Source organism: Paraglaciecola mesophila (assembly GCF_009906955.1).
Classification (GTDB): Bacteria; Pseudomonadota; Gammaproteobacteria; order Enterobacterales; family Alteromonadaceae; genus Paraglaciecola; species Paraglaciecola mesophila_A.
In genome coordinates this window covers 1,806,646-1,828,197 of the sequence record NZ_CP047656.1, presented here as the reverse complement: position 1 = coordinate 1,828,197, position 21,552 = coordinate 1,806,646, and the positions used below count along the sequence as shown (strand labels likewise).

Genomic DNA, 21,552 nt, shown 5'->3' with positions numbered 1-21,552 from the left:
TTGTGTTGATAACGATAAAAAAGGAGTGATTTGATGGGAGCGCAATATACCCAAGACGTAGAGTTTAACTCTGATTTTGGTGCCCTGCAGACACCGGTGCATATTTGTACGGCAGCGATGCTATGTGGGTATGACGGCGTTAACATTAATGACTCGTTTCGCTATCTAGACATTGCATGTGGCAACGGCCATACCTTGTCTATACTGGCTGACGCTTACCCACAAGCGGAGTTTGTCGGTATCGACATCAATCCAGCGCATATTGCCAAAGCAAGTGAATTAGCCCGACAAGCAGGGTTATCGAATGTGCAATTTATCGAAGGAGATATTGCGAAATTAGCCCCATCAAGCTTTCAGCCGTTCGATATTTGCACTGTCAGTGGCGTGTATTCTTGGTTAGATGCACAACGGCAAGCGCAATTACTTGATGCTGCTGAGCAGCTTGTTCGCCTCGGCGGACTGTTCTACCTAGATTATTCGGCCATGCCAGGGGGCGCACAAACTGCGCCGCTATATCAAATGATCCAGAAATTAGCAGGTCAATTTACTGGCAACAGCGCAGATAAATTAACCGGTGCTAGTCACCTGCTATCCGCCATTCGCGATGGGGGAGGGCAGTTCTTTGAGCAAAATGAACAGGCTAATCAAAGGTTATCGAGTATTTTAGCCAACCCTGCAGCGGATGAAGCCCATGAAGTATTGAACATGCAGCCACATGGCCTTTGGAGCGCCGATGTGATCTCATCATTAGCCATAAGAGAATTTAGCTTTTTGGGCAGTGCGGGGTTGCAGCATAACTTACCTGAGCTATCAGCTCATTTACCCAAGCCTAAAACAGAGACTGAGTTATCTATCGCGAGCCAGCAGTTATTGCAGGATGTCGCTTGGAACGTCGCCCAGCGTAAAGATATTTACCTTAAAGGCGGGCAGATAGATTCGAAACCACTGACCGCGCGCTTACAACACTATGGATTCTATATTGCCCCTGGTGCCTTAGACGATCAAAACGTGGCGTTTATTTTAAAGCAATTTCCTGGCGCACAGTTAATCACTCGAACACATATCTCCTATCTGAATAAAGGGCGAGATTGCCAGACGTTTGCTGAGCTAACAAAACATTTCAGCGGGTTAGGGTTAACTGATGACACGATAGACCACCTTTATAGCCAACTGTTAGCGACACGAATTGTTTCATTGGCACAGCCTTTGCCCAATAAAGACAAGCAAGGCTCTGCATTTAGCATGCCCTCGGCGTTGAATCGACTTGTGCTTGAACAAGATATTCATCTTGAACATGGGCGCCCGTTTGCTTCTTCAACCATAGGCTCTCGTTTACTGTTGCCGATCAAAGATAGGTTGTATTTGTGGGCGCTGGTAATTGGCGATGTTGGCAGCGCGTGGGAAAAGCTCGGCGATCTGCGCAATGCGTTTCATGGCCCGAATGGGCAACCACTAAACAAAGGTGAGTTTGTGAATATCATTCAACAAAGCTTACCGGCCTTTAGAGCGAAGGTGGTGCCTGAGTTAGTGCGTTTGGGGATTTTACTCTAAGAACGATATACAAGTTTGTACAAGATATAAGCTTTTACAATACAAAGGATGCGGAGGGCAGTGAGATACTGCCCTTTCCGCTGACTAGTTAATTATTTATTGGTATTAGTTACAGGAAAAGCCGCCATCTATGTTGATGATTTCACCTGTGATTAAGTTCGAAGCAGCAGATGCAAGGAACATGAATATACCGTTGAAATCCTCTGGCTCACCGAGCCTGCCAAGGGGAATTCGGTTTAACACTTGTTGACGTTTATCGGCTGATTCGGGTTCGAACAGCCAACTGGTCAGTGAAGAGCGAAATACTGTAGGGGCTATGGCGTTCACGCAAATATTGTGTGGGCCAAGTTCAACCGCTAATGAACGCGTTAGCATGTTAATGGCGGCCTTCGAGGTACCATAGGCGGATGTGCCTGCTGGGGTGGCAAAATGAGCACGAACCGACGACACCAAAATAAATTTGCCGCCACGGTTCTGTTCAATCATTACTTTGCTGGCAGCACGACATACTAGCCAAGACTGACGAACGTTGGCATCCATGACCTTATCAAACTCGTCAGGTTGCATATCGGTAATCGGTTTCACAACACTGGTGCCTGATGCGCAAACTACTATGTCTAAAGGGGAAGATTGTGTAGCCGTATTTATCATCTGTTGGGCGTCGTCTTGTGTTTCAGGGCGACCAATGTGCACAGTTATTGAAACACCATAGTGCTCCATTCCCTGCGCTAGGCTTTTTAGCGTCTCACTATTTGAGCCGGTTAATGTCAGGTTTGCGCCCGCTGCAGCCAAGGCATGGGCCGCAGCCCCCCCTAATGCGCCTGATGCGCCGACCACAAGTGCAGACTTACCTTTCAAACTAAATAATTCGCTGGGTGTAAGGGTGTTTTTCATGCTTTTTCCTCTTCGGTTTTGGCCATAAATATTTTCCGATAGCGCTAGTATTTAGTAGGACAAAAACAAAAACCATTTATATTCGTTGACTGTTTTAATAGTTGAGACACCTATGTCGAATAGCGAAAAAGCCCGTGCAATACTCGTTTCACACAAAGAAAAAGTGGAACAAAAAAATGTCAGTGCGAACCGAACCAACAACCGGCCTTCAATTCGTTGAACTGAGCCACCCATGGGAACATAACCAACCTGTTTTACCTGGTTTTGATGAACTCATTCTTTATCGCTCAGTAAACCATGCTAAGCATGGCGTAATGAGCCAAAAATTCAAAACTACCTTTCACACCTCGACTCACGTTAATGCGCCGATCCACCTTATTCAAGGCGGAAAAGGTGTGGGGGAGCTGGATCTAGACCGCTTCTGGGGGACGGGCATAGTGTTGTCAATTCCGAAATCAAAATGGGAGTTGATTAGCGTTGAGGACCTTGAGTCAAGCGCAAAATACCTAAAACAGGATGACATAGTGCTTATTAATACTGGCTGGCATCAACGTTACGCTGATAGCCAAGAGTATTTTGGACACTCTCCTGGTTTGTCAGAAGAAGCAGCACAGTGGTTAGTTGATAAAAAAGTCAAAATGGTGGGAGTGGATACCCCCCAAGTTGACCACCCTCTTGCTACCTCTTTAGGTGAACACAGAAATGGCCCCACCATGAAGCGCCTTGCTCCTCAATATGAGCAAGAAACGGGGCGTAAAGCCAGTGAAGACTATCCCGATTGGATACCTGCCCATAAGTTGCTGCTAAAGCACGGTATTCCGACCATCGAAAACGTCGGTGGTGACTTAAATACAGTGACTGGCAAGCGTTGTACGTTTCATGCCATGCCATGGCGCTGGAATGAAGGTGATGCCTGCGTGGTGCGCCTAATGGCCATATCAGATCCAAGTGGCAAATATCGCATCGAAACCGGTGACAATTAATTCAGGAGGAGCTGTTATGTCAGCATCAGATAAAGGTTTACAGTATTTTGATTTAAGTAACCGCTGGGGCCATGGTATGCCTCAGTGGCCTTCAAGCCCAAAAGGCATATCCGTTACCAGCCATCAGTTTCACGCCATGCATGGCTGCCAAGTCATGGAGTGGGAAGGGATTATGCACCGGGGAACACATATGGATTCCCCTATACATGTAACGGAAAACGCCCCTGACATCGACTCATTCGAACCCTGGCGCTTCTTTGGTACAGGTGTTGTGGTGTCTATCCCCAAAGGTAAGTGGGGCGTGGTCACGCCCGACGATTTAGAAAACGCACGACCTAAAATTCGTGAAAACGACATAGTGATTATCAATACCGGTAGCCACAAAAACTTGGGTGACAATGATGAGTACTTTCAATACAGCCCTGGCCTATATAAAGAGGGCGCAGAGTGGTTGGTTGAGAAGAAAATTAAGCTGTTAGGTATTGATGTACAAGCCTTAGATCATCCTTTGGGCACTAAGCTGGTCGATCATGGGCCGGGCCCCACGCATCATCATCTTTTTAAAGAATACAAAGAAGAAACCGGCCGTGATGTGATGAAGGATTTTCCCCACTGGGAGCCTTCACACAAAGCGCTGTTAGCCGCGGGTATTCCAGGCATTGAGAACGTAGGCGGTGACATCGACAAAATTACCGGTAAGCGGTGCACCTTCATGTGTTACCCCTGGCGCTGGCCCGGTGGTGACGGCTGCGGCATTCGTTTGGTGGCGCTACTTGACCCAGAGCAGTCATTCACAATAGACACAGGAGAAGATTATGCAGGTAACTAAAATTAAGGATGCAAAGCCTTATGAGGCTAAGTTGCATTGGGATGTTTCGGCGTTACGTCTTCAAGGGCTAGAGGCCAGTAAACTTGAGAGTTTCTCTTGTAGTTTGTCTTATTTTTTACCTGGCGGCGGGTGCAACTGGTCTTCTTCACCGAACGAAAAAGTGTATGTCGTACTCGACGGTCAGGCCACTATCTTGACCAAAGAGGGAGACAAAGAAATCACCACTGAGCTGGGAAAATTAGACTCTTGTGTGATTGGTTACAACGAAGAGCGCTCAGTTGAAAACAGAACTAACCAGGTAGTGACCATGTTGGTCATTGTGTCCAATAGCTAATAGGTGATCCCATGATTTCAGAACCCTTAAAAAATCCTCTGTCGTTATTCGATGTTAAAGGTAAACCTGCATTGATTACAGGAGCATCTGGTGCCTTTGGTCGCGCAGTGGCCATCGCTCTTTCGTCTCTTGGCGCCAAGTTAACGCTGGTGGCGGGCAATAATGAAGAGCTACAAAGTGTGGCACAAGAATGTCGCAGCGTGGGGGGGGAAGTACAAACCATCAACCGTCGCCCAGATTCGTTAGACGATGCAAACGCCATGATCAAAGCTGCGGTTGAGGCTTATGGCAGTATTGAGTTGATGTTCATCGGCTCAGGCTACAACAAGGCAGGCTTTATTCATGAGCAAGACTATGAAGATTGGCAGGCAGTCATGGATGCCAACGTACGTGGTAATTGGTTTATGGCGAAAGCCTACGGAACCTGGCGTATTGAGAATAAGCTCAAAGGCGGAAAAGTCGTTATGGTGTCATCAGTTCGTGGCCGACATGGCAATATTTCTGGCTATACCGGCTATTGCACCTCAAAAGGCGCGACTGACATGTTAACCAAGGTGCTAGCCACCGAATGGGGGCAACATGGCATCAATGTTAATGCTATTGCGCCTACGGTCTTTCGTTCAAAACTGACCGCTTGGATGTTCGATGAAGATAACGAACTAGGCCAAGCCACCAAGCAACGCTCTCTGTCACGCTTGCCTTTAGGGCGCTTGGGTGAGGCCGAAGATTTAGTTGGTATGGCGATTTATTTATTGTCACCAGCTTCGAATTTCTGCACGGGGCAAATCATGTACGTAGACGGTGGCTTTACAGCGGGTTAATGACGATGAGTAATATTCAAAACATTACTGTTGTGGGTGCCGGTTTGATGGGGCATGGCATCGCGCAGATATTTCTTGCTGCTGGTTATCAGGTGAGTTTATTGGACCCAAACGAAGAGGTTCTTTGCCAAGCACCGACGAAAATCGCTGAGATATTTCAGTTATTCGGTTTGCCTAGTGATGCCCTCTCCCGGCTTTCTACATTCACTGACCTTGCCGCATCTGTGGTTAAGGCCGATCTAGTGATCGAAGCTGGCCCTGAAAAGCTCGCGGTGAAACGCAGCATTTTTAGTGAATTGGCAAAGCACACATCAAAAGACTGCATTTTAGCCACCAATACCTCGGCGATCCCTATTTCGGCTATTGCCCAAGGGATAAGTCACCCTGAACGCATCGTTGGTGCCCATTTCTGGAACCCCCCGCACCTTGTGCGCTTGATCGAAGTGGTACAAGGGGAGCAAAGCAGTTTGGACGTTATTGCTACATGCATCGAACTATTCAACAGCGTTGGAATGAAGTCGGTACATGTGAAACGGGATATTCCGGGTTTTATTGGCAACCGTTTACAACATGCGATGAAACGCGAAGCCATCGCTTTGGTATCAGCGGGAGTGTGTGACGCTGAAACCATTGATGATGTGGTGAAGCATGGGTTTGGCCAGCGTCTGGCGGTACTAGGCCCACTTGAGCAATCTGATTTAGTGGGACTGGATTTAACACTAGATATTTATAAAACCTTATTTCCTACGTTAGACAACACATCTGAGCCGCCAGCTTTGCTGGTGGATAACGTGGCCAATGGGCGCTTAGGGATGAAAGCCGGGCAAGGTTTCAGAAAGTGGACACCCCAAAGCGCTGAACAAGTGAAGCAGAATTTACGCAATTTTTTAGTGGAAAAAGCGAAGCAGCAATTGAGCTAATCATAAACGACTTAATGAACATAGAAGGTAAACATCATGGCGATTAATCAATATTATCAAGTACCTAAATTGGAAGAATACAGCGAAAAGTTTAAAGACTTTTTTAAATTCAAGCGTGAAAACGGCATTCTTGAAGTGAAAATGCACACCAAGAACGGCCCAGTAAAATGGAGTTACCAATTTCACCATGCGCTAGCAGAATTATGGACAGTTATCGGACACGATAAAGAAAATGAAGTACTTATTTTGACCTCAACAGATGATAAGTGGATCAACGAATGGGACACAGAATCGTTCGCTGAAGTTGAGCAATCACCAGATGAAGACCAAAGATTCAACGTGCAAATTTACGACACGTTGAAAATCGTTGAGAACTTTATCAATGATATTGAGATCCCAACGATCGCCGCTATCAACGGGAAAGGGATCCACTGGGAAATGTGTATGATGAGTGACATTACCCTGTGTACTCCCGACTTCGTATTGCAAGATGACCATTTTGGTATGGACAGCGGTCACGTGCCTGGTGACGGCATGGGCTTATGTTTACAAGAAATTCTAGGGGTTAAGCGTGGTAATTACATGATGCTGACCTGTGACGCAATGGACGCGCAAACGTGCTTAGAGCTTGGCGCAGTCAATGAAGTGGTCGAGCGTGAAAACATTGTCGATCGCGCGTGGGAAATTGCCAAAGATATTATGAAAAAGAGTCGCTCTTGTCGCCGCTTAACTCATTATATTTGTGTGCGCCCATGGAAAGCTGTCGTAGAAAGAGATTTCAGAATTCATGTTTTATCGGAGATGTACTCGTTCAACATGTCTGATTCAGCTCACGATTTTGAGTACATAAAATACGACGACAAGTAGCCTAGACTGCCTTTTGCTTTGATGGTGCTTTTTGTCAGCCATCAAAGCGAAACCATTTTAGGATTGGTTGCGTTTGTGACATATCGAGCTGACTTTAATCAACGTGATATGAGCTGTTGTATCGGTGCAGTATGTAAAGCATATTCCAGCCGTTTTAAGCCCTGCTCGTGAGGTACACCAAAGCGCAGTGCATCGTTTTCATCACATAAACGGACATAAATACCTTGTTGGCATAGGGCTTCAAAAATAGCCGGGGCATGGGGCGTACCTACGGTTTTAAACAGGTATGTACCATGCACTGGTTGAGCGAACGCCTGAGCTAACACGGTTTCTAACGCGCTGCTTAATCGCTTGAGTACAATTCGTTGCTCTTCCTGCCAGCGATGGTCAGTTAAAGCCTGTTCACCGACAAATTGAGCCGGCCCGCTTACCGCCCAAGGCCCTAAAGAAGAAGACATGGCGCTGAGCCAAGGTTCACTTGCCAGCACAAACCCTAAGCGAACTCCGGCTAAACCAAAGAACTTGCCCACTGAGCGCAGGATAATTAATGCATCACTTTTATCGATGTTATGCGGGGCGTTAGCTGGACAGTCATTCGCGCTGTTATTTGAACTGTTTTGTTTGCTGTTGGTTTCTGTTGCTGCTGTGGCTTGTTGCGTCAGATAAGCGTTTTGGGGCTGCAAGTGAGTAGCACGGTGACGCCGATCGAGTTCTTGGGCCATGGATTGTTGCTGGGTGGCATCCATAAAGGCTTCGTCGATGATCAATAAGCCTTGTTTGCTATGAACGTGTTCGAGCAGTTGGCATACATGTTCTTTAGAATATAGCACTCCCGTGGGATTATTTGGATTGATCAGTAATACAATATCCTTGTGCTTTATCTGTTCAAGCTCATTGATATCGGTGTAATTAACCGTTTGATAATCTGCCTTTTGCCAGGCCTTTCGATGTTCTTGATAGCCCACTTTTGGTAGCCATACTTGACTGCGCGCAAACCCTCGACTGGCACAGATTTGCGGTAACATTTGAATGATGCTCTGACTACCGGGAGTAGGAAGTACATTTGGCGTTTGATAATAGCGACGAGCAACTTGCGAAAGCTGCTCACTATGTTGTGGTAGCCGTTGCCAACAGGCGCTGGGGAGTATGCCAACAGGGTAGGCAATAGGCGCAATGCCGGTGGATAAATCGAGCCAGTCTTTTTCTTCAATGTGATAGCGCTTGGCCATAGTGCTCAGTTGTCCGCCGTGGACTAAGGCTTGCTCTTGTGCACTACTAGGTCTTGAAGCTTGTGTTGAGGCTTGTGTAGATGTGGTGCTAATCAATGTCATATTTTTATCCATAAAAATGTACCTAATTAAAAGAGTATCTGCATTAAAATGCCAAGAAGAAATAGGGCAAGTGCTAGTAACCAAGCGCTGCGTGCAACCAAACCAATACTGCGGGGGATATCTGCTAACGTTACCGCTTCACCGAGCCCAAGTACGGGGCTGTGAATGGTTTTGCCTTGATAGTCTGACGTTCCACCTAGGGTAAAGTGCAAGACGCCCGCACCTGTTGCCATGCACCGCCCGCCATTTCGGCTTTTGTAGCCTTTTGCTTGCTGCCATGCTCGCGTTAAATGCGTGTATTGAAAAGGAGGCGAGGTAGCTAATACATACAGTATTGATGTGCAATACGCACTTAACCAACCTAAGTGATCGTCGGCGCGGGCCGAGAACCAGCCAAAATGTAAGAAACGAGGTGTTTTGTAACCCCACATAGCATCGAGGGTATTAGCAAGGCGATGCAATACCGCCAGTGGCGCACCGCCAATAGCGAAGTAAAACAGACTGGCGATGACACCGTCGTGACCATTTTCTAAAACAGACTCTACTGTGGCTCGGCTCATATCGTGAGACGTTAACGCTTGGGTATCACGGCTGACCATATAAGCGGTAAAATGGCGGGCGTTGGTGATATCACCTTGTGCTAACGGATGATAAATCTGCATGGCGTGCTCTTTTAAGCTTTGCATACCAAGCGTAAGATACAATACGCAGCTATTTAGTAGGTAAATCAACCCTATTAGCAACTGGGATTCAATACTGTGAGCATACCTGATAGCGGCATGATTTAATCCCCATAGGGCAATGGGCAAAGGTAATACTAATATCAACCAACACAAAGCCCCTTGTACTCGCGGCGCGGTGCAACTTCTACTCTGGTGAGATGCATAAAAGGCCTTGTTGCACTTCGCCTTTAAGCGGTTGACTAGGTGGCCAAACCCCACAAGCGGGTGATAGCGTTTAGGTTCACCTAATAGGGCATCAAGCAGCAAAGCGCATACCATCTGGCCACCGATGATAGCTAAGTTTGAAAATGACAAAAGGGATATTAGTCCTGAGCTTAATTCAGTCAATGAGTCCACCCCATTGGAGCTTGTCGTGGTGATAGGTCAGAAGCATGCCTTGGGTATTATTTAGAGCGATTGGCTGGGTGAATTGACTCATTAAACAGGCAAGAGCGTCGCCGTGGCTGATCACCAGCACATTTAATTCTCTTGATGATGAGTCTGCGTTAACACCAGTTGTTTGGGCAATATTTCGAAGTGCTTGTTGCATGCGTTGGCGCACAGCATCTGTGCTTTCGCTTTTTCCCAGGCTGATTATGCGCTCAAGGCTGTTTATTCGCTCAGGGCTGTTATCTGGCTCAAGGCTGTTAGGCGGAGTAAGGTGGGTTTGTTGGTAGCAAAGTGTATTAAATTGATGAAATTCAGTCAGTTGGGCAACAGCTTTGCCTTGCCAAGCACCTAAATGTCGCTCGGCTAATTCCGCCGTGCTTTGGGGCTCTATTCGTTGCGAATGATGTATTTCTTTATTGAGAAACTCGGCGCAAATGTGGGCGGTTTGCTGGGCGCGGCCAAGGTGCGAACTTACAATATAACTAATTTCCCACAGCTTCGCTTTTAGGGCCAAAGCCTGCGCTTGCGTTATACCCAGCGGACTTAACGGACTTTCTAAATGCCCTTGTAAAATCCCCTTAGCATTAAACTCACTTTGCCCATGACGACAAAGATAAAAGCGTATTTTGGCATTGCTATTCGAGTTAGAGGACATAAAACCTAGGCTTTTCTCAATCTTTCCATTTTCCCTATTGCTTCTCGCTTTTTCATTTTTCACTTTGCTCATTCACTGACAGGCGTATCGGCTTGATAAAACTGCCGGGCCTTATCGATTTGCTCGCACATAAGAGCCACTTCGTCCAACATGCGGCTTGTCATGCGGTGCACCTTGTCGGCGTTGGGATGAAAAATAAAGCCATTTTTGGCGGCGGGTAAGTGTTGCCACTTTGCCCAATTTAGCGCGTCTGGTGTGTCAGCTGCATGTTGGGTAGGCTGTATGATCACCTGTGGTAAGGTCACTAACACCTGCTCTAAGCCGACAGAAGGGTAATCATCGTTGGCGTTTGCAAAAGGGTTTTTTGCCCCGCAAAGGGCGAGTTGTTGTTGGGGCCATGCATTATTGGCCACCGTGCGCAGTGGCCGAGACCAAAGTTCGTAAAAGGTACGCATTGGAATTTTATCAGCATAGCGCGTTTTGAGGGTGTTTAACTGTGTTGTGTACGCAGAAGCGGCTTGTTCTGCCGCCGTTTCACGCCCAGTTAGCTGACCGAGCATGAGTAGCTCATCAGCCACTTGAGACAAGGTGGTAGGGTTTGAATATATCACCTTCACCTTATATTTTTTCAAGCGCGATAAATCATCTCCTGGGTTACCGGTTTTCCAAGCAATTACGACATCAGGTTGCAGTTGCACTATTTTTTCAATTTGCAGACGGGCGTAATTACCAATTTGTAGAATGTCTTTTGCCGCTTCTGGGTAATCAGCATGGGCAGTGGTGGCAATGATTTGTTGCCCTGCGCCCACTTCGAACATTGATTCTACAATATGCGGTGCCAGCGCAATAATGCGCAGTTTTTGTCTCTTTTCTCTGCTAAGTGAGGTTATTTCCTGAAATATACCATCACTTTCGGCTAATCTGATGGTGCTACCTTTCGCCGTCTTTTCAGATTTTACTTGCTGATTCTCTGCTGCGTTTGGATTTTGAGTGCTTGAATCGACGGCCACAGACACTGCTTCGCTTTGGGTGCTTGCGTGCGAAACACTCACGGTTAAGACGCTGAAAAGCAGAACGTAGAAACACTTGCTTACTCGCCTAGGGTGCCATGAGGTTGCCATTACCAGTCGATCCCTTTTTGCGCTTTAATTCCCGCCTCAAAGGCGTGTTTGACTGGGCGTACTTCACTAACCGTATCGGCTAATTCAATCACCGCGCGATGACAGGCGCGGCCTGTGATCACCACGTGTTGATTCACAGGGCGATTTTCAAGTGCTGCTAACACGTCGTCTAGGTCGATGTACTTGTACGTCAGCATGTAGGTGATTTCGTCTAGCAGTAGCAAATCAATGGATGGGTCTTGCAAACAGGCTTTGCTAAATTCCCATGCTTTTTGTGCTGCGGCTATATCGGTTTCTTTGTTTTGGGTTTCCCAGGTGAAACCTGTGCCCATAACATGAAACTCCACCCCTAATTTTTCTAATAAATCCCGCTCGCCGCAAGGCCAAGTGCCTTTTACATATTGTACCACAGACGCTTTTAAGCCATGACCGACGGCGCGAGCAACGGTACCAAAACCAGAGGTGGATTTACCCTTACCGTTGCCAGTGATAACGATTAATACCCCTTTTTCAACTTGGGCGTTAGCAATGCGCTCATCTACTTTGGCTTTTTGCTGTTGCATGCGCGCTTTGTGGCGGCTGTTGTCATCTTTGTTGTCGTTTGCTTGATTATCAGACATGAGTTTGTACTCCTGCTTTGCTGTCAGTGGTCGCGCCAGAAGGTGTTGGCGCGGTAAATTGATGATGAATAATGGTATTGATGGCGTCCCAGTTTAAATGGGTTTGGCATACGTGCGCTAAGCGCGCTATTTCCTGCTCTTGCTGGGCGCTATAATCTTCAGCGAGTTCGGTACTCGCTCCTGCCCATGCCAGTAGGTGTTGTAACGCTTGTGGCGAATCAAATAGACCGTGTAAATAGCTCCCTGCGACCTGATTATCATCACTGATACAGCCTTCATACTTGCCGTTGTTTAATAAAATCAGAGGGTTGGCATTTTCAGCACGGGTGCTGGTGCCAATGTGAATTTCATAACCGTGAATCGGCACGGGCTCGCCCGATGTGAGCAACAAGTTACCTTGACTATGGGTAAGCTGTTTTTGAGGGCGTAATTCGGTGTTAATGGGCAAATAACCCAGCCCTGTGCTGGTGCCCGGTGTGTCTTCTACACCCTGTGGGTCGGCAATCGCGTGGCCCAACATTTGATAACCACCACAAATGCCCAATACTTTACCGCCATAGCGAAGATGTCGCTGAAGTGCTTTGTCCCAGTGCATGTCTTTGAGTAGTGCCAAGTCGGCGCGCACATTTTTGCTGCCGGGCAGAATGATTAAATCACAAGGGGGAATAGGTGAGTGCTGGGCCACAAAGGTGAGTTTTACCTGAGGGTGAACCCGTAGCATATCAAAATCAGTGTGATTACTGATGCGTTTAAATACGGGTACACATATGTGTATTCGTATGTTTTCTTCATCTAGATTTTGCTCGGCTTGAATGGCATCTTCTGCGGCGAGTTGTAAATTATGAATATACGGCAGTACGCCGAGCACGGGCTTTTTTGTGCGCTGCTCTAACCAGGTTAGTCCGGGTTCCAGTAGTTTTATGTCGCCGCGAAACTTGTTGATCACAAACCCCACTACGCGCTTTTGTTCAGATTCGGCCAGTAAATCTAAGGTGCCTACGAGCTGAGCGAACACGCCACCGCGATCGATATCCGCCACGATGATCACGGGGCAATCAACGGCTTCAGCGAAACCCATATTGGCGATATCGCCTTTGCGCAAATTAATCTCGGCTGGGCTGCCTGCACCTTCGACCACAATTACTTCATAGTCAGCACACAATACTTTATGAGAACTAAGCACGGCTTGCATGGCGACTTGTTTGTAGTCGTGGTACTTCTTGGCTTGCATGTCCGATACGGCTTTACCTTGAATGATCACCTGTGCGCCGGTATCTGAGCTGGGTTTCAATAACACAGGGTTCATATGAACGCTGGGCTCGATACCGGCTGCTTGCGCTTGCACAGCTTGAGCGCGACCAATTTCGCCGCCGTCTTTGGTGACGGCACTATTAAGAGCCATGTTTTGCGGCTTAAACGGGGCGACATTCCAGCCGTGATTTTTTAGACAACGACAAAATCCTGCGACCAGCATGCTCTTGCCAGCATCCGAGGTGGTGCCTTGGATCATGATGGTAGCGGTTTTATGCGTCATAGGGGCTGCTCGTTAAAAGGCGGTTTAGCGATAAAATTCACCACAGGAGTGGCGTGTTGATATTCTGCAATTGAGATGCGAGACACGCTGGCGTAACCGATTTGCAGCGTGGTATACCATTTAGGGCTTTGCCAATCGGCGGCCAGCACAGAGGCTAAAATTTGGCGTATTACCCCGCCGTGACATATCACTAGGCAGTTCTGGCCTTGATGTTGGGTGATCAAGCGTTGCCAGCACTGGTGCACGCGGTGATGAAAGGCTTCTAATGATTCTGCCTCGGGTAAGGTTGATTGCATGGGGTTGCGCCAAAAGTCGTTTAATTCAAGCCATTGGTCGGTCAAATCGTCAAATGGGATGCCATCATATAAGCCAAAATCACACTCTTGCAGTGCATCTTCAATAATAAGCGGCACAGACAAGGTATCCGCTAGGTTTTCGGCAAAATCCTGACAGCGCAAACGAGGAGAGGTGATAATCACGTCTGGATTTGGCAGATGTTGCACGTGAACTTGCATAGCGCGTAGGCCCTGTTCGCTAAGTGAAACATCGGTTTTGCCATACAGTGCTGCTGGGCCATCTACTTGACCATGACGCAGTAAATTGAAAGTGGTTGAGGAGGCTTGCATCTGGCTATTATTCACCTTAAGGGCGCTTTAATGGCATGGGTAAACCCGCGGCTACAAAGGTGACGTGATCTGCATTGCTGGCAACGGCTTGGTTCAGCCAGCCGGCTTGATCAACAAATTGCCTTGTCACTTCCCCCATGGGAATAATACCTAAGCCGACCTCGTTCGCCACCATAATAATACTTGCTTTGCTGGCACGAATCGCTTGCGTAAATCCCTGAAATAACATGCTGAAATCTTGCTCTGGCTGGTGGTACAAATGGTTGTTGAGCCACAAGGTCAAACAGTCGATAAGTAAAATCGGCCGTTCGTTGTCAGCCACTTGGCTATTATCAGAGAATTGCTCGATATATTCGGTTAAATTTAGCGGTACTTCGGCTAAAGCCCAATGTGCTGGGCGCTCTTGTTGATGGCGGGCGATTCGTTTGGCCATCTCTGCATCTGTGGCGGTAGCAGTGGCGACATAAGTGACATTTTTACCTGATTGTTGGCTCAGGGATAACGCTTGCTCTAGGGCGTAATTTGATTTGCCTGAGCGTGCACCGCCGATAATAAAATGAAGCATTAACATGCCCTCCGATTAAGCTGACGTAGGCCGCTAGATTTTACCTGAACGCATAATGTTTGGTTGGTGTGCATCATGTCTCTGTAAAAAAAAGGCTAAAACAACTGCGCGAAAATGTGCCCATTCGTCACCTTGGGTAACGTGGCTATCAGCAACAGGTAAATAAGGATTTCTTGTACTTGTTGCGCAAACCCCAAGCAATCGCCGGTATAACCACCTATGTGTTTGTTAAACCAATATTTAAGAGCGAGCCGTAAGGCGCAGCCACTGAGCAAAATAATGAGGGTGCTGGGCAGGGTTAAAAACAGTAAACCCGGTAGGCTACTTATTACTAGCCACAGTAACACTCGGGGTTGCATGGGCTGGGCAAGTGCTGCACTTTTGCTATGGTCGCTATTTTGTCGTGCGTAGGCAAGGTGTTGCACATGAGAAATCGCCAATGCACGCGACAAAGGATAGGCTATTGCCAGCGCAATCAGCAGTTGTTGGTTAACGGCTAACGTGCAAAGCAGAATAAATTTGGTGAGCAGCAAGCAGATTAACGCGCAGGTGCCATACGTACCGATTTGGCTGTCTTTCATGATCGCTAATTTACGCTGTGCGGTATGCCCGCCCCAAAAGCCATCCGCGGTATCGGCTAGGCCATCTTCGTGCAGCGCACCGGTAAGCACTAAACTAAGGGTTATGAGCAAACACACAGAGACTGCCACCCCAAAATAGCCAGTAGCAAAACAATAAAACGCGCTGAGCAGGGCCACGAGTAACCAGCCAACTAAAGGGAAATAACGCCCTGCCTGATGTAACTTTTGCGGGCTGTAATCGAGTGAGAAGGGCACAGGCAAGCGCGTGAAAAAGCTGATTGCTAACATCAGCAAATTACTCTGTTCCTTTATCAATTGGTACATGCTCGTATTCATTTTTTGCTCATGTAAAGCGAATCAAACGGTTACCCCAGCGCTTTCAAAGCTCGCCATGTCATTGTAAAAACTTGCTGCAGCCTGCAGTAAGGGTAACGCTAGGGCGGCTCCCGTGCCTTCACCTAGGCGTAAACCAAGTGACAGTAATGGCCGTGCATCTAACTGCGCCAATACTTGCTGATGGGCATGCTCGGCTGAGCAGTGAGCAAACAGCATGTAATCTTGCGCACGAGGGGCGATACGGGTGGCAATTAAGGCCGCCACGCTGACGATAAAGCCATCCACGAGTATGCTTTTTCCTGCTTTAGCTGTTGCTAACATGGCACCAATAATTTGCGCTATTTCAAAACCACCGACTTCTGCTAAAGCGGTTTGCGGCGTAAAGGCTTTAGTACCGTGGGTTTGCTCGACACGCGCTAGGGCATCTGTGATGAGTTGTACCTTGTTGGCGAGCTGTTCATCGCTTATGCCGGTACCTTTGCCTGTTGTGCGCTCAGGGCTTAAGCCGCAAATGAGCGACAACAGCGCCGATGCACTGCTGGTATTGCCTATCCCCATTTCGCCGAAGGCCAGTACATTACTGCCTTGTTCTATTTGCTCTGTGGCTATTTTCGCGCCCATGAGCAAGGCTTGCTCTACTTGGTCTTGGCTCATTGCAGCTTGTTTGGAAAAATCAGCGGTACCTGAGCCAATGGACTGCTCTATTAGCATATCGCCTGCTGAAGCTCGGGCGGTTTCGTCAATTGGGCTGAGCATACCGGCGTCAATGACTTTCATTGTCCAGCCGAGCGTTTCGCTAAAACAGTTGATGGCGGCGCCGCCATTAATAAAATTAAGCACCATTTGTTGTGTGACTTCAGGCGGCGCAATACTGATGCTATGAGCAGCGATGCCATGATCCGCCGCAAAAACCAGCATCACAGGGCGGTTGATCTCAATAGGCTGTGACCCTTCAGGAGCAGGGTACTGAATTTGCGCAAGCTGTCGGGCAAGATCTTCAAGTTGGCCCAGTGCCCCTAAGGGTTTGGTTTTATGATTAATTCGCTCGTCTATGCTCGGTAGACAAGCACTGTCGACAGGGGCGATTTGCCAATATGTCTGTTCGAATACAGACAAAGACGTTGGGCTTTGTTGTGGCATTATTTGTTTCGTCCTTGGTGCCTGTTGTGGAGAATGTGTTGCCTTTGGCGCTGCTATTACATCTTCATCTAGCATAGCTGTTGTTCCATTCCTGTTTTAGTGTGATTCAATTTCAGTTTCAATTTGTTTTGAGCTTGTATCTTGTTCATATTTGGCGCCGCGCTCATGTTTGGCGTTGGCGAATAGCCAACAAGAAAAACACGCTACCTATGGCTGAGGTGATAATGCCGATTGGGATTTCTTGGTCTGACAAGGCCGAGCGGGCAATAATGTCGACGAGCACCATAAAGCTTCCCCCTATTAGTACACAGCCCAAAATAAGTGCGCGGCTAGTTACGCCAACCCAGCGCCGTACAATGTGGGGGATCATAAGCCCTACAAACCCGATACCGCCACAATAGGCTACGATACAGGCGGTTAAAGCGGCGCATATTCCTAACGCCATCAAACGAATGGCCGTTACATTAATGCCTAGGGTTTTCGCATTTTCATCACCCAGTAATAAGGCGTCTAAGCGTCGACCAAAGAGTAAAAGTAGGAGCGCGCTACCCATCACAACGGGGAGCATGATCCACGCATACCATAATTCGGTGCGAGCGAGACTACCCATGAGCCAAAAAATCACTTTATTGGCCGCGAACGGATCGCCTAAAAACAATAAAAAGTGGCTAAGGGCACTGAGCATAAATGACACCGCAACGCCCGCGAGTAACATGTGCTCACCACGCCCACCAAAGGAGGTGGCAGCCAGCGCTTGCACCAAGGTCACCGCAAAGATGGCCCCTAAAAAGGCGGCAACGGGTAATGCTATAGAAAACGACACGTCTGGTAGCATGCCAAAAATCGTTAAGGTTTCGCCTATTTGACTGTCAAACAGCAGGGTGGCAATACTGGCACCAAGCCCGGCACCGGAGACGACGCCAAATAAGTATGGGTCTGCTAGGCCATTACGGGTAATGTTTTGCAAGGTGGCACCGGCCACTGCCAGTCCAGCCCCCACTAAAAAACCAACCAGCACACGTGGTAAGCGAATTTCCCAGAAAATTAGGCTGTTAATTTGTGTAGAGCATTGGCCTACTATGCATTGATATAGCTCTTTGGGCGGTAAGTCTGCGGCGCCAAAAAAAATGCCGATAACTGGGGAGAGCACAGCCAGCAGGATAAGAAAAGACCAGCGATTGCTCATAACGAATGGCCTTGCTCGCTGTCAGACGTACTTGGATACTGCACGATTTCTGGCTGTAAAGGATGTTCTTGTTCATCGGGTGGATAAAAATCGACGCGCAAGTTTTGAGTGAGCTCGTCGCGGCGAATTCGACAAGGAATATTAAACACATGTTCAAGGGTCTTGGCTTCGAGCACCTTTTCAACTGGCCCTTGAGCGATCATTTTTCCTTCGTTTAACAGGCAGAGATGATCGCAGTAACTGGCCGCTAAATTAATATCGTGCAAACTCATGACGACTGTCATTTGTTGTTGATGTGCTAGGGTACGAAGCAGTTTAAGTACTTGATGTTGATAATAAATATCTAAATGATTGACTGGCTCATCTAATACTATTAGTGCCGCTTTTTGCACCAAAGCCCGTGCGATCAAGCCCCGTTGCTGTTCGCCACCCGAGAGAGAACTAAAGGTTTGGTGGGTTTTGTCGCTAAGGCCAACTTTGGCGATTGAAGCGGCAAGATGTGCATGATCTTGCTCGTTTTCCCGTGACAATAGGGTTTTATGGGGCAGCCAACCCATGCGCACGATTTGCTGCAAACTTAAGGCAAACACACTTTCATTTAATTGATTAACCACGGCAATTTGTTTGGCGCGCTCTAATGGGCTGAAGTCTTCTAACGCTTTTCCGCACCATTCAACTTGATTCTTGCTGGCGGTTTGGCCTGATAACATTTTAAGCAAGCTGGTTTTACCGGCACCATTAGGACCGAGCACGCCGAGTACTTTGCCACGCTCAAGTGAAAGGTTGATGTCAGACAAAATGTGCTTTTGCGCAATCGCATAGGAAAGCTGTTTTGCCTGTAGGTTTACTGATTCTGGCATGGCACCTGTTTTATTTTACTGATCGCGTACGATCTTATGGGGAATACACAGCGCGCTCAGAAGAAACCCTGAAATGACAATCTGTTATTCACGTATTCCCGCGTGATAAAAATGAAAGATAAGGCTGGTATCTGACTTACAAGCCGGTATCCGCTGGGTATCGCGATACCTAAAACTTGTTTACAGTTGCGGGTACAGTTCTGGCATCTCACCAGATTCCCATTTAATTTACGCCTTCGTCATATTCGTTAAATCCGAAATAAGCACAGCATAAAACCTATATATGGCGTGCAATATAGCAAGTATTTATACGCCCGACGAGCGCTAAATCCTGCCGTGTAGAATACTTACCTAACTAGACTTGCTGATTTTCATGTTCTAGAAGTTTTAAGTAGTGAATAATCCTTATTTAGTCACAAAAACTACCTAATAAGTCTCATGTCGCAATTGAAAATCATTCTCATTAACTGTATGGTGTGCGCCTTTTTCTGGCCCACATTTTGAGTAGGAAGTTTAATTAATGGCTCGCAAGGTTCCTTTCGGTTGTTTTTTATCAGGTATAACGGCATTAGGCTTGAGTTCAGGGGTTGTAGCCCAAGGCCAAAACGAAGCCATTGAACATTTAGAAGTGACGGGGCGTGCCCAGCAATTCTATTTGGACACCCGCACTAAATTGGGCACTAAAACAGATGCGGAGTTGCTTGACATACCTATGTCTGCACAGGTGTTAACGGAACAACTTATTTCTGATCAAGCCGCCCGTGATATTACTGATTTGTACCGCTCCATCGCGGGTGTTAGTGAGTACAGCTATTCAGGGGTGACATTTCGTGGTTTTCGTGATGATGGCAATGTGTTTTATGACGGCGTAAGAGGTGACCCATATTCAGGATTTAGCGTACCCGATTTATTCAATGTGGATAGGGTAGAGGTGCTCAAAGGCCCAGCTGCTGCGCTTTATGGTGGTGGTGAGCCCGGTGGCATGATCAATTATGTGACTAAAAAGCCAACCTACAATGAAGCGTCAAATGTGAATGTTACTGTTGGTAACTACGATTTGTATGGTATTTCAGCTGAAGCCACAGGCGCAGTAACGAACACTACAGCGTATCGTCTTGGTGGATTCTATGAGTCTCAAGACAGTTTTCGCAACAATGCAGATATGGAAAATATCGAATTGGTCGCTGGGTTACTGCACGATTTTAGTGATGATACGCGCCTGACCACCACATTTGACTACATAGTACAAAACCTTGGGGGCCATCGGCTACGAGGCGTTCCGGTTGATGATAACGGTAATTTTTTGGTCGACCGAAGCTATAACGCCAATGAAAAGGGCGATTATCAGGATATGACCGCCTGGGTGGTGCAATCGACCCTTGAGCATAGTTTCAATGATGCATTGAATGTAAATTCGACCCTAAGACTGATGACCAATGAGCGCGACCAGGCGTACCATGAATCACAAAGTTGGGTGGATGTGAATGGTGATGGGCTAGCGAATATTGATGATGAAACGATTCGTCGTGAATATCGCGACCAATATCGGGCGAATGATGAGGTGAGCCTGACAACTGATTTTGTTTATGATTTTAAAATGGCAGGTTTGGAGCATCAGTTATTATTTGGTGGAGATTGGCATTACGTCGATACTGAATATGATTATTTACGTGCTCGTTATGAAGCTGACGGAGTAGGCAACCTCAATATTTTTAACCTTAATTATGGTGAAACGGACCCAAGCACCTACAACCTGACGGATCAAAATAGAGACGGTATTCGGCGCAACCGCCAAGGCTTGTATCTACAAGACATGGTGCAGTTAGCCGATAAATGGACATTAATGCTGGGTGCTCGCTTTGATCACTTTGAAGAACGGGACAAAGAAAGCGGCTATGAGTACGGTGATCACGATGTGACCTTTCGCTCTGGGTTAACCTTTAAGCCACTGACTACTATGTCTTTCTATGCCAATTACTCGGAAAGCTTTAATCCGGTAGACGCCACGGACCAAGCAGATGCCAGTGTGACAGATCTTGAGCCTGTAACTGGGGATTCAATAGAGTTTGGGGTGAAAAACGAATGGTTAGGCGGCAGTATAATGACCACCTTTGCCGTGTATCACATCAGTAAAGAGAACTTAGTGGCCAGCAATCCTAATTATATTGAAGGAGAAAATGACGACACGGAATCAGCTCTGATTAACTTTGGGGTAGTGGAAAGTGATGGGGCTGAGTTTACTTTAGTCGGTGATATTACCGATGAACTAAGTGTCACCGCCAACTACGCGTACAATGACACCATAGTGGTTGACGGCAGTTCAAACAATACCTTTGGTGAAGGCGATCGCTTTGTGAATGCGCCCCGACATCAAGCGGGCTTGTGGGGACGCTATGCCTTGCATAGTCTCAATTCGTCTGTTGCCTTTGGGGTGAACTATGTGAGTGAGCAAATCAGCTCAGACGCGCAAAAAGTCAAAGCGTTTACCGTATTTGACGCTAGCTGGACAACCAAATGGGACAACATACTGCTTAGCCTAAACGTGAATAATGTATTTGATAAGGAGTATGCGGTCAGTGGTTTTAGCCAGCGAAATGGTCATTTCCCCGGGCAACCTAGAGAAATCATTGCCCAGCTAAAATACGACTTTTAATGCATTATGAATAAGGGGTTTGGCGCAACACAT

21 protein-coding genes and 1 riboswitch are annotated in these 21,552 nt (G+C 47.2%); of the genes, 8 read left to right on the top strand and 13 right to left on the bottom strand.

What is annotated here, in order from left to right; genetic code table 11:
- Positions 1–33: 33 nt before the first annotated feature.
- Complete coding sequence (locus tag FX988_RS07875; RefSeq protein WP_160179116.1) at positions 34–1,551, top strand: class I SAM-dependent methyltransferase; 1,518 nt, start codon at positions 34–36, stop codon at positions 1,549–1,551.
- Positions 1,552–1,656: 105 nt separating this feature from the next.
- On the opposite strand, the gene FX988_RS07870 is transcribed toward FX988_RS07875, so the two are convergent.
- Positions 1,657–2,445: an SDR family NAD(P)-dependent oxidoreductase gene (locus tag FX988_RS07870; RefSeq protein WP_160179115.1), complete on the bottom strand. Its 789-nt coding sequence runs from the start codon at positions 2,443–2,445 to the stop codon at positions 1,657–1,659.
- A gap of 176 nt (positions 2,446–2,621) precedes the next feature.
- Here FX988_RS07870 and FX988_RS07865 point away from each other — a divergent pair, with 176 nt between their 5' ends.
- The 6 genes from FX988_RS07865 to FX988_RS07840 are packed head-to-tail and all read left to right on the top strand — an operon-like array spanning position 2,622 to position 7,199.
- On the top strand, positions 2,622–3,428 hold the full coding sequence (locus FX988_RS07865) for a cyclase family protein (RefSeq protein WP_160179114.1): 807 nt from the start codon (positions 2,622–2,624) through the stop codon (positions 3,426–3,428).
- Between the two features lie 16 nt (positions 3,429–3,444).
- Complete coding sequence (locus FX988_RS07860) at positions 3,445–4,257, top strand: cyclase family protein (protein ID WP_160179113.1); 813 nt, start codon at positions 3,445–3,447, stop codon at positions 4,255–4,257.
- Entirely contained in the window at positions 4,244–4,591 is a 348-nt protein-coding gene (locus tag FX988_RS07855) for a cupin domain-containing protein (RefSeq protein ID WP_160179112.1), read from the top strand. Before FX988_RS07860 ends, FX988_RS07855 begins: the two co-directional genes overlap by 14 nt.
- Positions 4,592–4,602: 11 nt before the next feature.
- Complete coding sequence (locus tag FX988_RS07850; protein ID WP_160179111.1) at positions 4,603–5,412, top strand: SDR family NAD(P)-dependent oxidoreductase; 810 nt, start codon at positions 4,603–4,605, stop codon at positions 5,410–5,412.
- Between the two features lie 5 nt (positions 5,413–5,417).
- Complete coding sequence (locus FX988_RS07845; RefSeq protein ID WP_254700753.1) at positions 5,418–6,332, top strand: 3-hydroxyacyl-CoA dehydrogenase family protein; 915 nt, start codon at positions 5,418–5,420, stop codon at positions 6,330–6,332.
- A gap of 36 nt (positions 6,333–6,368) precedes the next feature.
- The gene (locus FX988_RS07840) at positions 6,369–7,199 is read left to right on the top strand and encodes an enoyl-CoA hydratase/isomerase family protein (RefSeq protein WP_160179109.1); all 831 of its coding nucleotides are present in this window, start codon (positions 6,369–6,371) and stop codon (positions 7,197–7,199) included.
- A 98-nt stretch (positions 7,200–7,297) separates the two neighbouring features.
- Here the strand turns inward: FX988_RS07840 and FX988_RS07835 are convergent, their stop codons facing one another.
- The 12 genes from FX988_RS07835 to FX988_RS07780 all read right to left on the bottom strand — a co-directional run bounded on the left by FX988_RS07835 (position 7,298) and on the right by FX988_RS07780 (position 18,866).
- Positions 7,298–8,542 (bottom strand): threonine-phosphate decarboxylase, encoded by a 1,245-nt coding sequence (locus tag FX988_RS07835; protein ID WP_160179108.1) that lies wholly within the window; start codon positions 8,540–8,542, stop codon positions 7,298–7,300.
- A 14-nt stretch (positions 8,543–8,556) separates the two neighbouring features.
- Positions 8,557–9,600: a CobD/CbiB family cobalamin biosynthesis protein gene (locus FX988_RS07830; RefSeq protein WP_254700752.1), complete on the bottom strand. Its 1,044-nt coding sequence runs from the start codon at positions 9,598–9,600 to the stop codon at positions 8,557–8,559.
- Entirely contained in the window at positions 9,593–10,360 is a 768-nt protein-coding gene (locus FX988_RS07825) for a histidine phosphatase family protein (RefSeq protein ID WP_254700751.1), read from the bottom strand. Before FX988_RS07825 ends, FX988_RS07830 begins: the two co-directional genes overlap by 8 nt.
- Positions 10,361–10,365: 5 nt before the next feature.
- On the bottom strand, positions 10,366–11,418 hold the full coding sequence (locus FX988_RS07820; protein WP_160179107.1) for a cobalamin-binding protein: 1,053 nt from the start codon (positions 11,416–11,418) through the stop codon (positions 10,366–10,368).
- Entirely contained in the window at positions 11,418–12,038 is a 621-nt protein-coding gene (gene cobO, locus FX988_RS07815) for a cob(I)yrinic acid a,c-diamide adenosyltransferase (protein WP_160179106.1), read from the bottom strand. The genes FX988_RS07820 and cobO overlap by 1 nt, the downstream gene beginning before the upstream one ends.
- Positions 12,031–13,572, bottom strand: a complete 1,542-nt coding sequence (locus FX988_RS07810; protein ID WP_160179105.1) for a cobyric acid synthase — start codon at positions 13,570–13,572, stop codon at positions 12,031–12,033. Before FX988_RS07810 ends, cobO begins: the two co-directional genes overlap by 8 nt.
- Entirely contained in the window at positions 13,569–14,198 is a 630-nt protein-coding gene (locus FX988_RS07805) for a histidine phosphatase family protein (RefSeq protein ID WP_160179104.1), read from the bottom strand. The genes FX988_RS07810 and FX988_RS07805 overlap by 4 nt, the downstream gene beginning before the upstream one ends.
- A 16-nt stretch (positions 14,199–14,214) precedes the next feature.
- Entirely contained in the window at positions 14,215–14,763 is a 549-nt protein-coding gene (gene cobU, locus FX988_RS07800; protein ID WP_160179103.1) for a bifunctional adenosylcobinamide kinase/adenosylcobinamide-phosphate guanylyltransferase, read from the bottom strand.
- A 95-nt stretch (positions 14,764–14,858) separates the two neighbouring features.
- On the bottom strand, positions 14,859–15,680 hold the full coding sequence (locus tag FX988_RS07795) for an adenosylcobinamide-GDP ribazoletransferase (protein WP_412761924.1): 822 nt from the start codon (positions 15,678–15,680) through the stop codon (positions 14,859–14,861).
- Positions 15,681–15,701: 21 nt separating this feature from the next.
- Positions 15,702–16,820 (bottom strand): nicotinate-nucleotide--dimethylbenzimidazole phosphoribosyltransferase, encoded by a 1,119-nt coding sequence (cobT, locus tag FX988_RS07790; RefSeq protein ID WP_160179102.1) that lies wholly within the window; start codon positions 16,818–16,820, stop codon positions 15,702–15,704.
- Between the two features lie 163 nt (positions 16,821–16,983).
- The gene (locus FX988_RS07785) at positions 16,984–18,006 is read right to left on the bottom strand and encodes a FecCD family ABC transporter permease (protein ID WP_160179101.1); all 1,023 of its coding nucleotides are present in this window, start codon (positions 18,004–18,006) and stop codon (positions 16,984–16,986) included.
- Positions 18,003–18,866, bottom strand: coding sequence for an ABC transporter ATP-binding protein (locus tag FX988_RS07780; protein WP_160179100.1), 864 nt, complete (start codon positions 18,864–18,866; stop codon positions 18,003–18,005). Before FX988_RS07780 ends, FX988_RS07785 begins: the two co-directional genes overlap by 4 nt.
- Before the next feature lie 104 nt (positions 18,867–18,970).
- A riboswitch (cobalamin riboswitch) is annotated at positions 18,971–19,119 on the bottom strand.
- Positions 19,120–19,386: 267 nt separating this feature from the next.
- On the opposite strand from FX988_RS07780, the gene FX988_RS07775 reads away from it, so the two are divergent.
- Positions 19,387–21,519, top strand: coding sequence for a TonB-dependent siderophore receptor (locus FX988_RS07775; RefSeq protein WP_160179099.1), 2,133 nt, complete (start codon positions 19,387–19,389; stop codon positions 21,517–21,519).
- The last annotated feature ends 33 nt before the right edge of the window (positions 21,520–21,552 follow it).

Bases quoted from the DNA above. Each gene is read 5' to 3' on its own strand.
- FX988_RS07875 (WP_160179116.1), top strand. From the start codon at position 34: ATGGGAGCGCAATATACCCAAGACGTAGAGTTTAACTCTGATTTTGGT.
- FX988_RS07870 (WP_160179115.1), bottom strand. From the start codon at position 2,445: ATGAAAAACACCCTTACACCCAGCGAATTATTTAGTTTGAAAGGTAAG.
- FX988_RS07865 (WP_160179114.1), top strand. From the start codon at position 2,622: ATGTCAGTGCGAACCGAACCAACAACCGGCCTTCAATTCGTTGAACTG.
- FX988_RS07860 (WP_160179113.1), top strand. From the start codon at position 3,445: ATGTCAGCATCAGATAAAGGTTTACAGTATTTTGATTTAAGTAACCGC.
- FX988_RS07855 (WP_160179112.1), top strand. From the start codon at position 4,244: ATGCAGGTAACTAAAATTAAGGATGCAAAGCCTTATGAGGCTAAGTTG.
- FX988_RS07850 (WP_160179111.1), top strand. From the start codon at position 4,603: ATGATTTCAGAACCCTTAAAAAATCCTCTGTCGTTATTCGATGTTAAA.
- FX988_RS07845 (WP_254700753.1), top strand. From the start codon at position 5,418: ATGAGTAATATTCAAAACATTACTGTTGTGGGTGCCGGTTTGATGGGG.
- FX988_RS07840 (WP_160179109.1), top strand. From the start codon at position 6,369: ATGGCGATTAATCAATATTATCAAGTACCTAAATTGGAAGAATACAGC.
- FX988_RS07835 (WP_160179108.1), bottom strand. From the start codon at position 8,542: ATGGATAAAAATATGACATTGATTAGCACCACATCTACACAAGCCTCA.
- FX988_RS07820 (WP_160179107.1), bottom strand. From the start codon at position 11,418: ATGGCAACCTCATGGCACCCTAGGCGAGTAAGCAAGTGTTTCTACGTT.
- cobO (WP_160179106.1), bottom strand. From the start codon at position 12,038: ATGTCTGATAATCAAGCAAACGACAACAAAGATGACAACAGCCGCCAC.
- FX988_RS07810 (WP_160179105.1), bottom strand. From the start codon at position 13,572: ATGACGCATAAAACCGCTACCATCATGATCCAAGGCACCACCTCGGAT.
- FX988_RS07805 (WP_160179104.1), bottom strand. From the start codon at position 14,198: ATGCAAGCCTCCTCAACCACTTTCAATTTACTGCGTCATGGTCAAGTA.
- cobU (WP_160179103.1), bottom strand. From the start codon at position 14,763: ATGCTTCATTTTATTATCGGCGGTGCACGCTCAGGCAAATCAAATTAC.
- FX988_RS07795 (WP_412761924.1), bottom strand. From the start codon at position 15,680: ATGAATACGAGCATGTACCAATTGATAAAGGAACAGAGTAATTTGCTG.
- cobT (WP_160179102.1), bottom strand. From the start codon at position 16,820: ATGCCACAACAAAGCCCAACGTCTTTGTCTGTATTCGAACAGACATAT.
- FX988_RS07785 (WP_160179101.1), bottom strand. From the start codon at position 18,006: ATGAGCAATCGCTGGTCTTTTCTTATCCTGCTGGCTGTGCTCTCCCCA.
- FX988_RS07780 (WP_160179100.1), bottom strand. From the start codon at position 18,866: ATGCCAGAATCAGTAAACCTACAGGCAAAACAGCTTTCCTATGCGATT.
- FX988_RS07775 (WP_160179099.1), top strand. From the start codon at position 19,387: ATGGCTCGCAAGGTTCCTTTCGGTTGTTTTTTATCAGGTATAACGGCA.